Here is a 14,519-nt window from a genome sequence, read left to right on the forward strand (position 1 = left end):
GCATCTAAATTAAGTTGACAGAAAATCATATTTGTGCGTGAGTATTTTTCTAAAAATATCATTCTTAAAACTCTTAAATCCGATGGAATTAACCAGTAAAAATCGAGCTTTAAGAACTTCTAAATTCTCGAAGCTGAATCAATTTATATCGGGAATCTGTTTGAGTTTTCGAGCGTTAAATGGCAGAGTTTAAGATTTGGACTAAATAATTATTATCCATTCCCGCCAGATACCGCTTCATTTTTAAACTTCCTTTAAATCCTTTTTCTTGTTTAAGAAAATTGATGGCACTCGCGACGTAGAAGAGCAAAGTTTTCAGGAGAATTATCTTTACGAATCCGACTCTTGTCTTCACAAAAAGTAACATCTAATGTCCAATGTAAGCTATTTTCAATACCCCAATGACTGCGAATTGCTTGAGAAATCTTCTCGGCATTACTGGCTAAACTACTCAAATAAAACCGAACTTCTGTGGTCGTTTTATTCCACAAACGTCTTTCACTTACGATCATCACAACCGTTTTTAATCCCGTCCATAATGATTGATTATGAAGAGATGGAAGCTCTGAGACTGCCACCGTCCAAATTTGTTTTTTTTTAACTCGATGATGCCCGGATTCTATTTGTTGATAATAGCTATGCTCTCTGCCACCAAACTCTTCTTTTCGAGCTAATTCAAACCAGTTTTTTACGTCTTCATGAAGAAGTTTTTTATTCCATTTTAGCGCTAAAACATCATCTCCTTTCTTCTTAATTATGAGTGCTGCTATTTCTGTCTGACATCCCAAAGCATCAATGTTTATTATGCTTCCAGCAATTTCTAGCATCTCTAACAACGCCGGAATTGCTGTCACTTCATTGGATTTTTTATTGATTTTTTTTGCCCGGAAACTAATTGATGGGATGAAGACCATGCACTAACTATATGCAATGGTTTTTGGCTGTGATGCCGGTCATAAGATTGTTTCATTGTTTTGCCAGCGATGGCTATGACTTCTAGCTCCATTTTTTTGGTGATTGAATTTATCCAACTCAAAAAACACTTTTGAAACTGCTGCGGTTCAATTCGAGCAAAGAAGGAGACTAAATGTATCATGAGAAGGAATTCCATTCGGCAGTTCTAGAAAACCTTTCAGCCCTTCATATTTGGTTGTTCCATAGAGTTCTATTGCTCCCCATCTATCTGCACCGCTGATGACAGCTAGAATCGCAATTGCTACAATATCTATTAATAAAGGCTTTTTACTTCTTTCTATTCTGGGAGCGGTCAAAGTCCCAAAATAATTTAAAAAACAAGCGTTCAATAACTGTGTCGGGCTCGATACACCTATTGTTTTTTGTTGGGCAGTTAAAGTCGAAGTAAACCCTTTCGCCATCGCTCGCACCTAATTACGCACTTGATTGAGCACAATACTTCATCTTATCATGTTTGAGGTTGAAATTAAGATGCGTTTACCCTGTCTATGCTAGAGTAAGCTGCTAAATGCCATATATCTCGGTTTTGACGGCTTTGTTGTGGCAATCGTTGGGGCATTTATGATGATTTATCAAATTTTTAAAACGAATTTTATTTATTGTTACCGTCTTGTGATAGGTGAGAGATTGGTTATTTCTTGCCTGTTTTACTCGTTCTCCAGCTAGGAGTCCAGACCACAAACAAAACGGCAAAAAACAGCCCTGGCTTTCCTTCCACCGCTAAGATGAGTACAGTTATAGCGGGGGACTTCCCGCCGAGTAAGTTAAATTGGAAGAGAATTGTATGTTGTCGAAAAGAATTTTACCTTGTCTGGATGTGAAAGCCGGTCGCGTGGTCAAAGGTGTCAATTTTGTCAATCTTCAGGATGCTGGCGATCCGGTAGAAATGGCTCAGGTTTACAATGATGCGGGTGCTGACGAGTTGGTGTTTCTGGACATTACAGCGACTCACGAAGACCGGAATATTATGATCGATGTGGTGTACCGAACGGCCGATCGAGTATTTATCCCTTTGACGGTGGGCGGCGGTATCCAATCTTTAGACACAATTAAAAGTTTATTGAGGGCGGGCGCAGACAAGGTGAGTATTAATTCGGCGGCGGTGCGCGATCCGAGTTTAATTGACAAAGCCAGCGATCGATTTGGCAATCAGTGCATTGTAGTGGCGATCGACGCCCGCAAACGGCAAGACGCAGATAATCCTGGTTGGGACGTGTACGTGCGCGGAGGACGAGAAAATACCGGCCTAGATGCGATCGCCTGGGCCAAAGAAGCCGAACAGCGCGGGGCGGGCGAAATTCTGGTGACAAGCATGGACTCGGACGGCACTCAAGCCGGTTACGATTTGGAATTAACTCGAAGCATTGCCGAAATTGTCGAAATTCCCGTTATTGCTTCCGGCGGCGCCGGCAACTGTCACCACATCTACGAAGCCGTGACTGAGGGCAAAGCAGAAGCAGCCCTGCTGGCTTCCCTGCTGCATTACGGGCAACTCAGTGTAGGAGAAATTAAAACTTATCTAGCAAAATATCAAGTTCCGGTGCGACAGCAGCAGCCATTAGTTATTAGTCATTAGTCAGTGGATAGTCGGGCGCATCTCATAATCTTGCAACATTTTCCACAAACCGCTCTGCGGCTTACACTCAAGCGCCATCTAACAGGGCAAACAGGCTAAATAAAGCCGCCCCCACCCCACGATGACCGCACCAGTTACTGACATTGATACCGCTATGTGAGGCGCATCCGAAGGCACTTATAGAGAATTTTTGTGATTCTACACAAGTGCCTTCTACATAAAGGTCTTGGGGCGATCGACCCCAGTCATCTAGAAATATTCCCTGAGAAGGATTTCAAATACCACCTTTTTCAGCTAAATATTATATATTAGCTCAGTTTGAAAGAAAGCAACGGTTGCTTTTCTCAAACTTGAGTTAAAGATTGTGCAGAATATGAGTGAGCTTCAGCCTGTTAACAATCTTAGCGATCAAAACTTCTAAAAACGGAGAAATTTTGTATGTCTTTTATCAGCTTTAACTTCCCTGCAAAGCGTTTAGTCCGCACTTTAATAGCTGTTTGTTTTTGTGCCTTGATGTTTGTTTCTAATGCTTTCCCGGCTTTTGCAGTTACTAGCAGCCCCACCAAAGGTGAAGACCAACTTTTAGGAATTGAAAAAGAATCTCAAGAAGCTGTACTGAAAAAACCAATGTCCTTGGAAGAAACTCAAGAAAAAGCCAGCAAAGGACCCAACGAAGTTCAGGGGGACGCTGACATTGAAAAAATGAAAAATCCTTCCAATACACAAGCTACATCCTTTGAGCAACAAGTCAAAAAAGCTGTCAACAAAATTAAAGACTAACTCAGCGCGCAGTAGTCAGCGGACAGTTGTCAGTATAAAAGATTAGGGACGCGGCGCGGTGCCGTGTCCCTAGATTTTTTTTGTAGAAACACCGCACCGCGCCACCTCCTTGGAAAAGACGTATCCAATCTAAATTTAGCTTTAGTTTTCAGAATTGGTCTTAGATGGAATAAAAAAGTGGAAAGGACTTGGCATCTTTCGGCTTTACAAACACTCTTTGCTGGGGCTGCAAGTTCAAGCTATCGAATCTTTCTCTAGTCAAATTAGCATTTACTACTTGACCGTCATCTAAGGTTAATTCTACCTGAATTTCCCATCCCAAATGAATCAAGCGACTGATTCTTGCAGGCACCGTTGCACTATTTTCTATAGTTTCAATTACTACATCGTGAGGGCGCAAGAAAATCTCTGGGTTGGCTGAGTCAAAGCCGTTGTCTTGAAACATTCTTGAACTGCTGGGCAATACATTGACTGGCCCGATAAAACTCATTACGAAAGCACTAGCTGGATGGTCGTAAATTTCTGCGGGTGTGCCGACTTGTTCGATTTTACCTTTATTCATTACTGTAATTCGATCGGCAACTTCCATCGCTTCTTCTTGATCGTGCGTCACAAAGACTGTGGTAACGTGAACTTCGTCATGAAGTCGCCGCAACCAAGCGCGCAAGTCTTTGCGAACTTTGGCATCGAGAGCTCCAAAAGGTTCGTCTAGCAGTAACACTTTCGGTTCCACAGCCAGGGCTCTGGCGAGGGCCACGCGCTGTCGCTGGCCTCCTGAAAGTTGCGACGGGTATCTATCGCCCAATCCTGCCAATTGCACTAAATTCAACAATTCTTCTACCCGCGATTTGACTTTCGCAGGCGGTGTTTTCTGAATTTGCATCCCGAAAGCGATGTTTTTTCGCACTGTCATGTGCTTGAATAGCGCGTAGTGCTGAAACACGAACCCAATTTTGCGCTCTTGGACGCTAGTATTGGTCGCATCTTGGCCTGTCAGCCAGATTTTGCCGGAGTCGGGCATTTCTAAACCCGCAATCAGCCGCAGCAGTGTAGACTTGCCGGAACCAGACGGGCCCAGCAATGCGACTAGGGAACCTGATTCAATTTCTAAGCTGACTCGATCGAGTGCTTGGAAACTGCCAAACTGTTTTGATACGTTTTCTACAACGATGCCCATAGGTAGGAAGAAGGAAGAGGGAAGAGGTTCGAGGGAAAAGGCAGGATACAGGAAGCAAGAGGCAAGAGGCAAGAGCGAAAAATGTTAATCTCCGGTTTGTGGATGGATTAAGGTAAGTTTTTTTATACCACGATCGCACATCAGTTTGTTAATTTTAGGGTTTTGGCGATCGGTCAGTCGATTTTAGATTTTAGATTTTAGATTTTAGATTTACTTGCAGCTTTGAATCTGGAAGATGGCACTTTGGTCTAAAATGTTGGGCTCTCCAGGAAAGGAGTCGGGGCTTTGTATCCGTTTTTGGGCAGGTCAAACAGCGGAAAATTAACAAAAATGCACCTCCAAAACAAAACAACACAATTCTTTGCCACCAAAGTTGGCGTTTGGTACTACAATGCAGCAAAAGTTCAAGCGTTTTTGACTTCAACGGCTGAGGGGATAAAGGAAAATGGGAGATGTTGGACGTGTGCCTGTAGGAATTATCGGCGCTTCAGGGTACGGCGGCGTGCAACTTGTGCGACTGCTGGCGGATCACCCAGCGGCTGAAGTAGTGTATTTGGGCGGGGATAGCAGTGCGGGAAAACCTTTTTCCAGCCTTTATCCGCATTTGACTAACTGCATTGATTTGACAGTCGAGGCGATCGACCTAGACAAAATAGCGGCAAAATGTGAAGTTGTGTTTCTGTCGCTGCCGAACGGTTTAGCTTGCAAAATGGCACCGACGCTGCTCGAAGGCGGCTGCAAAGTCTTGGATTTGTCGGCTGACTACAGATTTGAAAATCTGGAAACTTACAAAGCTTGGTACGGCGGCGAGCGATCGGACTCATCAGTGGCGGCAACGGCTGTTTACGGTTTGCCAGAATTGTATCGCGATCGAATTAAAGACGCTCAGTTAGTAGGCTGTGCTGGCTGCTACGTCACTGCTAGTTTGTTAGCGCTGGCACCTTTGCTCAAACAAGGTCTTATCGTGCCAGAAACGGCAATTATCGACGCCAAATCAGGCACTTCTGGAGGGGGCCGCAAAGCCGAAGTTAATCTCTTGTTGGCTGAAGCAGAGGGTTCTCTGGGCGCTTACGGCGTTGGCCGCCACCGCCACACGCCAGAAATCGAGCAAATTTGCAGCGATTTAGCGGGACACGATATTAAAGTTCAGTTTACTCCCCACCTCATTCCGATGGTGCGCGGAATTCTGGCGACTGTTTACGCAACTTTGCGCGATCCGGGTTTGGTGCGGGAAGATTTAATCACAATTTTCAGCGCTTTTTACCGCAATTCTCCTTGGGTAAAAGTGTTACCTGCTGGAGTTTACCCGCAAACAAAATGGGCTTGTGGCACCAATCTTTGTTATATCGGTGTGGAAGTCGATCCGCGTACTGACAGGGTGATTGTGCTATCGGCGATCGACAATTTAATTAAGGGACAAGCCGGCCAAGGCATCCAGTGCATGAACTTGATGATGGGCTGGGAAGAAACTTTGGGTTTGCCACAATTGGCTTTCTATCCTTAATTGGTAAATTGGTAATTGGGCATTGGGCATTGGGCATTGGGCATTGGGCATTGGTGATGAAAATTAAAAACTAACCGATTACCGATTACCAATTACCCATTCCCAATTACCGATTACCAATTACCCATTCCCAATTCCCAATTATCCAGTGTTATTTTGGCCCGTAACCGATCGACCCAGCATAAATTGCCCGATCGCCCAATTGGTCCTCAATCCGCAATAAACGGTTATATTTGGCAACTCGTTCGCTGCGACACAAAGAACCAGTCTTGATTTGGCCGGCGCGAGTCGCTACCGCTAAATCAGCAATTGTGGTATCTTCAGTTTCACCGGAACGGTGGCTGATGACTGCTCGATAGCTGTTCCGTTTGCCGAGGTCGATCGTATCCAAAGTCTCCGTCAAAGAACCAATTTGATTCAGCTTAATCAAAATCGAATTGCTAGCTTTCAAATCAATTCCTTTTTGCAGCCGCGTGCGATTAGTAACAAACAAATCGTCACCCACCAATTGAACTTTGCTGCCCATTTTCTGCGTCAGCGCTACCCAACTGTCCCAATCGTCTTCGTGCAAACCATCTTCAATGGAAACAATCGGATATTGACTCGCCAAACCATCCAAATAATCGATTAATTCTGCCGGCGAATGAGCCACACCGTCGTAAGTGTACTGCCCATCTTTGTAAAATTCGCTAGCAGCAACATCCAAAGCTAAAGCCACTTGTTCACCCGGTTTGTAGCCAGCTTTTTCAATAGCTGCAATCAACAAATCCAAAGCTGCTTGATTGGATTTAAGATTAGGCGCAAAACCGCCTTCATCACCCACACCAGTCAGCAAACCCTCAGCTTTTAAGACTTTACTCAAGGATTCAAATACCTCTGCACCCCAGCGTAAAGCTTCTTTAAAAGAAGGCGCACCCACAGGGACAATCATAAATTCTTGAATGTCCACATTATTGTTAGCGTGAGATCCCCCGTTGATCACGTTCATCAGTGGTACGGGCAAAACGTTCGCTAAGGGGCCGCCCAAGTAGCGGTAAAGGGGGAGTCCTAAAGTTTCGGCGGCCGCCTTTGCTGTGGCTAAGGAGACTCCGAGAATCGCATTTGCGCCGAGGTGGGATTTGTTGGGGGAACCGTCCAAGTCAATCATGGTTTTGTCTACCAGTGCTTGGTCGATCGCATCTAGATTAGCCAAAGCGGGGGCAATTTTGTGTTCGACGTTAGCAACGGCTTTTAAGACTCCTTTGCCGCCGTAACGGGTTTTGTCATCATCGCGGAGTTCGTGGGCTTCAAAAGAGCCTGTAGAGGCGCCGCTGGGGACTTGGGCGAGCCCCACAACACCGTTGGCTAGGTAAACTTCAGCTTCAATGGTGGGGCGGCCGCGGGAATCGAGGATTTCTCTGGCTTGAATAGATTCGATCGCAGTGTCTAGCATATTAATTATTCCGAACTTAACTCAAGGTTTCATGACAATTAGCAGTCTGTGGATTTTCCCACGCTGACTGCTGACGGGTAATAGAGTACGCGATCCCCAGAATTATTGGTACACAGTTCAAAATATTTGCGGATTTGGACGAGCAGATTGGTGTCAATAAGCTAGGCTTGTTGAACAATGCTCTCCGGCAATTTTGACAATAATTTGATTGTTGTTACCCCAGATTCCCGCAGATTTCTTAATTGGAACCTTTGTTAAAATCAGAATATCAACAAAATCAATCAAAAAAGGATAAACTTAGGATGTTAGAAACAAATCTCGGAGAAATTAGAGCATTAGCTGAAAATTCAGACCCAATTATTGCCGATCCCCCAAACATCAAATTACTCACAGGGCCATTGCCAAATCCAGGCAGCGACTCCAACTTTTTTGACTTAACTCCCAATGACGACGCATTTCAATTAGCAAACGGAATTCTGCGGAATACTCCCGGAGGTTTGCGGGCTTTAGATGGTAACGATTTTGTCAGAGGTTCCGGTGGTGCGGAACTGATGAACGGTAACAGTGGCACCGATACTTTAATCGGAGGTTGTGGCAGCGATACTATTCGCGGTGGTCAAGATTTTGACATTCTTTATGGAGAATGTGGCAGCGATTTTGTCAGCGGAGATCAAGGTAATGACTACGTTTATGGAGGCACGGCAGATGACTTTATTCGCGGCGGTAAAGACAATGATGCTGTAGTAGGAGAGAGTGGAAACGATACTCTAATCGGTGATGCTGGAATTGATAGACTTTGGGGAAGTGAAGGTGCAGATTTGTTTGTCCTCCGTACCGAAGTGGGAACAACTTCGGGGGAAATTGGTTCGCTTCAACCGCCTCCTAGTGGCAATTTTGATGTAGATGAAGTGCCTGCCGATTTTATTCTCGATTACAATCCGGTTGAAGGTGATGTAATTGGATTGGCGGGAGGACTGACGCGAAATGATATTGTTTTGAGCGAAAGGTTTTTAACAATTGGTGATGCCAGAGATTACGATAGCAGTGGCCCTTTTCCTCCGGGAATTCCTCGAACGGCTGATTTTAGAATTTTAAATACTAAGGCGACGGTGATTCGGGAAGCTAGCACCGGCAATATCTTGGGTTTGGTGAAGGAGGTTTCGCCGGATCAACTTCAGTTTATATCTGTATCGGATGGGGCGATCGCTCTCGGATAATTACCAACTTTAATGCGTAAGGTGCGCAATGCGCCCCCTACAAACTACAAACTCAGTAAGGTGCGCAATGCGCACCCTACAAACTACAAACTCAGTAAGGTGCGCAATGCGCACCCTACAAACTACAAACTCAGTAAGGTGCGCAGTAAGGTGCGCAATGCGCACCCTACAAACTACAAACTCAGTAAGGTGCGCAATGCGCACCCTACAAACTACTAAAATTTTTAACATTGCCAGAAATCCGCCACATCATATCCCATTTCGGTGAGCATTTGCCGCAGCAGAGGTAAGCTCAAACCGATCACATTTGTGTGACATCCTTCGATTTGTTCCACAAAAAAGCCGCCCTTACCTTCCAGTGCAAAACAGCCTGCACATTGCAAGGGTTCTCCGGTGGCGACGTAGGCCGCTATTTGGCGCGAGGTAACTTCCGCAAAATGAACTTTTGTAACTTGACAGCGAATGATCGATCGCGACCTAGCCTCATCCAAGTCATCGAATCTAGTATCAATTAAAGCATGACCCGTATACAGTTGGCCCACCTTACCGCGCATTTTCTGCCAGCGCGAGATTGCTTCTTCCGCATCCTTGGGTTTGCCGTGAATTTCGCCATCTATGAGCAAAATTGAATCGCATCCCAACACCAAACAAGATTGGGGATTAGGAATTTGCGGGTGAGAATTAGCCAATAAAAACTTAGCTACAGCCTCAGCTTTTCCCTCTGCTAAAACCTGCACTAATTTATTGGCATCCCTCATTTGTATTTGCGCTTCATCAAAATCGCTGGGGCAAATCACAGCTTGAATGCCGGCATTTTCTAGCAGGCTACGGCGCGCTGGAGAAGCTGAAGCTAATACAAAAGTTGGAATTTTCATAAGTTAAGAAGTTCAGTTGACAGTTGACAGTTGACAGTTGACAGTTGTCAGTTAACTGTGGTGAGGTTTCCAGCGAACAGTCCACAGTCAACAGCGAACAGTCAACAGTCAACAGTCAACAATGCCCCATGCGCAATTCCCAATTCCCTAATAAACAGAGAAAGATTTAACAACTTTCTCAAAAGCTTCTTTTACCTTCGGCCAGCGTTCTTCGGTAGTGGAAACGTTAAGCGTAAAAAGTTTGCCGCGGCTGACGGCTACACTTGCTAAGTTGTGGCGTTCTTGGTTTGGCAACTTAACGGCGTATTCTAAAATGTAATAGCTTTTCGATCGCGATTCACGAGCTTCTGCATTGACTAATTCAGCTTCGCGGCCCGAATCAGCCGGGGCGATCGCACTTTTGCTGAGCTTGTATCCCACATCCGTCGGCGATCCCAAATCCGCCAGAGTTTTGTCCTTCGCGACTGGACTGATTACCACGCTGACGTTCTCGGTTTGCTGAATCAAATCGCGGAACACCACATCGGGCCCGTTAGAAACCGCGATCGGCAGCCAGCCGTTAGGATAGAGAAATTGATAGCCGTCGCCAGTATCAACGTAGCTTTTGAGTCCAGTGACTTTAGACACACAACCGGTCAAGGTGAGGCTTAGAACCACCAGAAGTATTGCCGCAATTCGTTTGAGCATTCTTTTTACGGGTAGGGTAAAACAAAAATATTTAATTTTAATTGTCTCACCAAACCTTGCCCCTCAAAATAGTTAAGCTATGGATCGCTGTTTGTGTACCGCCCGCGATCCATAGCCATATAGTTTAATTGTTAACAAAGTCATTACAGGTGAGTCAGCCAGCTAATCAGCCCGTGCTTGGTCGAAACTTCTAAAGCCAAGAGAGAAACAAAGCCAATCATGGCAAGGCGGCCGTTTAAGCGTTCTGCGTAGGGGGTAAAGCCGGTGCGGGGTTCGTCATCGACATATACTTGCGGCTCGATCGCAAAATTGTTCATTTTGCCTTGGTCGTCCAGCATTAAGCCTCTGTTACTCATGTTTTTTTCCTAAATGGTTTTTAGTGTACTGTAAATAAATGTAACAGACTTGTGAAGATATGTAAAGGATTGTGAGAAATTTTTTTAAAAGACCTCGCTCTGACACCAGTTAATAAAAAAAATGCAACTGTAGGCAAGCTCTAAACCCTTATCTAGTCAGTCTTTCCCAAATCTAAAATCTAAAATCTAAAATCTAAAATGGTATGACTGTGGGTAGACTCTGGGCCCCAGAGGGGGGAGGATAGAGTGGAGAGGCACAAAAGTCGATGGTGTATGGCAAATCCAGTCTGGGTTTGACGAAAATTGTGGAACGGAGGAAAAATTTATGCGGGCCAGTCTGGAAATGCGGTGGTTTTATAGCGGTGCACTGCCAAAATCGATCAATCAATGGTTTGGAAGCGAGAGTCTCGGCGGGTATCTTTCGCCTCCCGAAGAGCGGGAAGACATATATTTGCTAGTACCTAACTGCGACTACTTGGGAGTGAAGCTTCGTGGGAAAACCTTGGAGGTAAAGTGGCGTCAGGCAGAGTTAGGGGCAATGCAGTTCGCCAATCGCTGGGAAGGCAAAGCCGAGAAGTGGCTGAAGTGGGTTTGTGCGGACACGATTGCGCCGATACCGGCGGATATTGTGGCGACAGGAAAGTGGGTGGGAGTCAAGAAAAAGCGAGCGCAGCGTCTTTATCAAGTTTCGGCCCCTGGTTCCCTGATGTCTGTGCCTGTGGAAGCCCCAATTCCCCAAGGTTGCACCGTGGAACTTACTCAGTTGAACATTAACGGCAGCGCGTGGTGGACTTTGGGATTTGAAGCGTTTGGCAGCGAAAGTTGTTTGACAGAAAGCCTGCAAACTGTGGCTAGTTGGACTAGCAAGAGTTATCAGGCGCAAAAGTTAAAAGCTGAGGATTCTTCTGCTTATCCGATTTGGCTAGGCAGCAAGTAATATCAAATCCGGCTTGAATAATACCTCCTGTATTTTTTAGTTTTCCTCTGCTGAAACGGGAGGCAAGTTGAGACCGGGTTTCAACCACCGAGTCTGGCCGTCCTGGACGCCACGGGCATATATAGTAAGGTGCTCTACTACCGGAAATCTTCCATAATCTTTCAATAACGGAGTCTGAGGCACTTGAGATGTTGCACCATTTTCAATTAGGTTTTTTACGGGCGGGCTCTTCGACCCACCTCACAAGAAAACTCACTCTTTGTGGAACAGGCCGGAAAGCCTGTTCTTGAGAATGGTGCAAGATGCACCCTAAAAATCGATCGTCCTGTGACAGTTGGCCTTAGTCTTATCTAATCGAGGGGGTTTCTAACTATTCCCCCTCTCTCCCATTCTCCCCCTCTTTGATTTTCCCCACTCTGCCAGCACTTCTGAGAATTTGACAAGCCAAAATTGCCGCCCCAAACCCGTTATCAATATTCACGACACCCACACCAGCCGCACAAGAATTGAGCATAGTTAAAAGAGGAGCAATCCCGCCAAAACTCGCGCCGTAACCCACACTTGTCGGCACAGCAATCACCGGACAATCTGCTAAACCCGCAACCACACTTGCCAAAGCGCCTTCCATACCCGCAACCGCAATCAACACATCAGCATCGGTAATTACGTGCCGGTTGCTCAGCAAGCGGTGAATGCCGGCAACTCCCACATCCCACAAACGTCGCACCTGAAAACCGCAAAGTTCCGCAGTTATTGCCGCCTCTTCCGCTACAGGCAAATCCGCCGTTCCCGCACTGATAATAGTCACGGTACCCGGATGCTGCTGAGTTGGGGAATTAGCAGAAATTGCACAAATTCGAGCCTTTTGGTAGTAGCACAAATCGGGTATTTTTTGTTGCAATTGCTCGAAAACTTCCGGTTCGATTCGTGTCGCCATCACCGCAGAATTTCGCCCGCGCATCGCCTCGATAATTTCAACAATTTGGTGTGGCGTTTTCCCCGGACCCCAAATTACTTCAGGAAAACCAGTTCTCAGAGTACGGTGGTGGTCGATTTTGGCAAAATCGCCGACTTGTTCAAAGTCAAAATGCTTTAATTTATCCAAAGCTGCGATCGGGCTAATATCGCCGGCTGCAACTGATTCGAGTAACTTTTGTAAAATTTCAGGTTCCATGAATTAATGACTGACTAATGACTGCTGACTGGTGACTGGTGACTATTCTGTTATTTTCAGCTCGTACAAATTCCAGAAAGCACCGCCGAGGGCACTATAGCGAATTCCCGAAACGCGATCGCGCACCGCCTCAAAAGTCAGCGGATTCACCATATAAATGAAAGGCAGTTGTTCTGCTATAATCCGCTGCGTTTCTCCATAAAGCTCCTTGCGCTTCGCCTCATCAAGCTCCTGAGAAGCTTTCACGTAAAGGTCATCGATTTTCTGCTCCCAGTCGTCAACTTTCCAACCCTTAATCGGCGGTTCTCCGGCTTGCGGGCCCTGGTTGAAACTGTGCAGCGTGCCATTAACAGACCAAATATTGTAGCCGCTGTGCGGTTCAGTACCTCCCGTAAAACCACCGAGGTAAGTATCCCAATTGCGCGTCAACCGCAGCTTTTCCACATAAGTGTTAAAACTCAGGAACTGTGTATCAATTTGCATCCCCAGTTTGCCCAAGTCTTGCTTTATTTGCGTTCCCATTTGTTCCCGAACTTTTTTACCCGCAGCCATCAACAAAGTAAATCGTACCTTGTTGCCCTCTGCATCCAACAATTCGCCGTTAGGATTGTACTTGAAGCCTGCGCTTAACAGCAACTGTTTGGCTTTTTCCAAATCGTAACTGTAAGTTTTCAATCCCTGTTCGGGGGACAAGTAGAACGGGCTTTGCGCCGGAATTGGGGAATGCAGCGGCGCGCCAAGTCCGCGATAAATATTGTTAGTCATCGCCTCGCGGTTGATGCCGTAGGCGATCGCCTGCCGAAATTCTTTACTCGCGAACCAGCGAGACTTAACCGGGTCTACAAAAGGCTGATTTTGAGCATTGCTGCCCTTATTCAGATTGAAACATACAAAGACGCTGCCAGTATCCGGGCCGCCGTTGAAGACCGTATATTGGCCGCGTTTTTCCTCCCGTTTCAGCAGCGGAAACACTTCCGGCTCCACGTTCAGAGTATCCAAATCGCCCGAGCGAAAATTCAGCAGTTGATTGTCAGTATTTTCGATAATTTGCCAAACAATTTGCTGGATGTAAGGCTGAACATTTCCCTCAGCATCTTTGCGCCAAGAATACGGATTTCGTTCCAACACAACGCGCTGATTAGGAGTATAACTCAGCATTCGGTATTGACCGTTGCCGACAATTTTTTTAGGGTCAGTATCAGTCGCCCAAGTACTCAGGAATTTAGGATTGCCCTCTGCATCTGTATTTTCGACCGCTTCCTGTAAAATATGAGCTGGTAAAATCGGGATTCCCCCAGCATATCTAATAAATGGAGCAAAGGGTTCTGCAACGGAAAATTCAACGCGGCGACTGTCAAGTTTTTTGACTTTTGGGAATTCGCGACTCATGCCAATCCTCAAAATATCTTTCAAACCACTAGGAATTTTGTCATTGAAATAAATCTTTTCATAGCTAAAGATAATGTCATCAGTAGTCATCGGTTCGCCGTCCGACCATTTCAACCCCTCTCGCAGGGTGAAGACAATCTTTTTGCCATCTTTAGAAACTTCCCAGGACTGGGCTAAACCGGGTTCTAACTCCGATGTCAAGCCATTTTCGTTGATTAATCCCTCGTACATATAGCCAAAAACGCTGTATGCAGATTGATTTAGGGGGTAGTTAAAGGTAGCTGGGCCGCTGGGGGTGGGAACGATGAGTCTGTTTACTAAGTTAGTCGATCGCGCGGGGCTGCAAGCAGAGAGACTGATGGCGGCAATTGCAGCCAGCAGAACAGCCAGCCAGGGGCGCTTTGAATGTAAAATAGGGAAAATTTTCATAATAATTTACT

Annotated in this window: 13 protein-coding genes and 1 pseudogene; 5 read left to right on the forward strand and 9 right to left on the reverse strand. The window is 45.8% G+C overall.

Going from position 1 to position 14,519, the window contains the following annotated elements; genetic code table 11:
• Nucleotides 1-272: 272 nt before the first annotated feature.
• Both QUB77_RS06205 and QUB77_RS06215 read right to left on the reverse strand, forming a co-directional pair.
• Nucleotides 273-1,111, reverse strand: a pseudogene (locus QUB77_RS06205) (ISAs1 family transposase).
• Nucleotides 1,062-1,376: a transposase family protein gene (locus tag QUB77_RS06215; RefSeq protein ID WP_333170502.1), complete on the reverse strand. Its 315-nt coding sequence runs from the start codon at nucleotides 1,374-1,376 to the stop codon at nucleotides 1,062-1,064. The pseudogene QUB77_RS06205 and the gene QUB77_RS06215 overlap by 50 nt, the downstream one beginning before the upstream one ends.
• Nucleotides 1,377-1,759: 383 nt before the next feature.
• Between QUB77_RS06215 and hisF the strand changes: the two genes are divergently transcribed.
• Both hisF and QUB77_RS06225 read left to right on the forward strand, forming a co-directional pair.
• The gene (gene hisF / locus QUB77_RS06220) at nucleotides 1,760-2,551 is read left to right on the forward strand and encodes an imidazole glycerol phosphate synthase subunit HisF (RefSeq protein WP_333170501.1); all 792 of its coding nucleotides are present in this window, start codon (nucleotides 1,760-1,762) and stop codon (nucleotides 2,549-2,551) included.
• A 438-nt stretch (nucleotides 2,552-2,989) separates the two neighbouring features.
• Nucleotides 2,990-3,331, forward strand: a complete 342-nt coding sequence (locus QUB77_RS06225; protein ID WP_333041098.1) for a low temperature-induced protein — start codon at nucleotides 2,990-2,992, stop codon at nucleotides 3,329-3,331.
• Between the two features lie 160 nt (nucleotides 3,332-3,491).
• Here the strand turns inward: QUB77_RS06225 and QUB77_RS06230 are convergent, their stop codons facing one another.
• Complete coding sequence (locus QUB77_RS06230) at nucleotides 3,492-4,508, reverse strand: sulfate/molybdate ABC transporter ATP-binding protein (protein ID WP_333170500.1); 1,017 nt, start codon at nucleotides 4,506-4,508, stop codon at nucleotides 3,492-3,494.
• Between the two features lie 445 nt (nucleotides 4,509-4,953).
• Here QUB77_RS06230 and argC point away from each other — a divergent pair, with 445 nt between their 5' ends.
• Nucleotides 4,954-6,012 carry an N-acetyl-gamma-glutamyl-phosphate reductase gene (argC, locus tag QUB77_RS06235; RefSeq protein WP_333170499.1) on the forward strand — a complete coding sequence of 353 codons (1,059 nt, stop codon included), beginning with the start codon at nucleotides 4,954-4,956 and terminating at the stop codon, nucleotides 6,010-6,012.
• A gap of 151 nt (nucleotides 6,013-6,163) precedes the next feature.
• Here the strand turns inward: argC and eno are convergent, their stop codons facing one another.
• Nucleotides 6,164-7,444, reverse strand: a complete 1,281-nt coding sequence (eno, locus tag QUB77_RS06240; RefSeq protein WP_445251716.1) for a phosphopyruvate hydratase — start codon at nucleotides 7,442-7,444, stop codon at nucleotides 6,164-6,166.
• Between the two features lie 302 nt (nucleotides 7,445-7,746).
• Here eno and QUB77_RS06245 point away from each other — a divergent pair, with 302 nt between their 5' ends.
• Nucleotides 7,747-8,661 carry a calcium-binding protein gene (locus tag QUB77_RS06245; RefSeq protein WP_333170498.1) on the forward strand — a complete coding sequence of 305 codons (915 nt, stop codon included), beginning with the start codon at nucleotides 7,747-7,749 and terminating at the stop codon, nucleotides 8,659-8,661.
• Nucleotides 8,662-8,885: 224 nt separating this feature from the next.
• Here the strand turns inward: QUB77_RS06245 and QUB77_RS06250 are convergent, their stop codons facing one another.
• From QUB77_RS06250 to QUB77_RS06260, 3 genes are all read right to left on the reverse strand, one after another.
• On the reverse strand, nucleotides 8,886-9,536 hold the full coding sequence (locus QUB77_RS06250; protein WP_333170497.1) for a nucleoside triphosphate pyrophosphatase: 651 nt from the start codon (nucleotides 9,534-9,536) through the stop codon (nucleotides 8,886-8,888).
• Between the two features lie 147 nt (nucleotides 9,537-9,683).
• Entirely contained in the window at nucleotides 9,684-10,223 is a 540-nt protein-coding gene (gene psbP, locus QUB77_RS06255; RefSeq protein ID WP_333170496.1) for a photosystem II reaction center PsbP, read from the reverse strand.
• 143 nt (nucleotides 10,224-10,366) lie between these two features.
• Nucleotides 10,367-10,579 (reverse strand): high light inducible protein, encoded by a 213-nt coding sequence (locus QUB77_RS06260; RefSeq protein WP_190659021.1) that lies wholly within the window; start codon nucleotides 10,577-10,579, stop codon nucleotides 10,367-10,369.
• A gap of 325 nt (nucleotides 10,580-10,904) precedes the next feature.
• Between QUB77_RS06260 and QUB77_RS06265 the strand changes: the two genes are divergently transcribed.
• Entirely contained in the window at nucleotides 10,905-11,516 is a 612-nt protein-coding gene (locus tag QUB77_RS06265; RefSeq protein WP_333170495.1) for a hypothetical protein, read from the forward strand.
• Nucleotides 11,517-11,886: 370 nt separating this feature from the next.
• Here QUB77_RS06265 and larB read toward each other — a convergent pair whose 3' ends face one another.
• Together larB and QUB77_RS06275 are read right to left on the reverse strand one after the other, a co-directional pair.
• Nucleotides 11,887-12,690 (reverse strand): nickel pincer cofactor biosynthesis protein LarB, encoded by an 804-nt coding sequence (gene larB / locus QUB77_RS06270; protein ID WP_333170494.1) that lies wholly within the window; start codon nucleotides 12,688-12,690, stop codon nucleotides 11,887-11,889.
• Between the two features lie 42 nt (nucleotides 12,691-12,732).
• The gene (locus QUB77_RS06275) at nucleotides 12,733-14,508 is read right to left on the reverse strand and encodes an ABC transporter substrate-binding protein (RefSeq protein ID WP_333170493.1); all 1,776 of its coding nucleotides are present in this window, start codon (nucleotides 14,506-14,508) and stop codon (nucleotides 12,733-12,735) included.
• Nucleotides 14,509-14,519: the final 11 nt, after the last annotated feature.

The sequence above is a fragment of the Microcoleus sp. AT9b-C3 genome, from assembly GCF_036705485.1.
Classification (GTDB): Bacteria; Cyanobacteriota; Cyanobacteriia; order Cyanobacteriales; family Microcoleaceae; genus Microcoleus.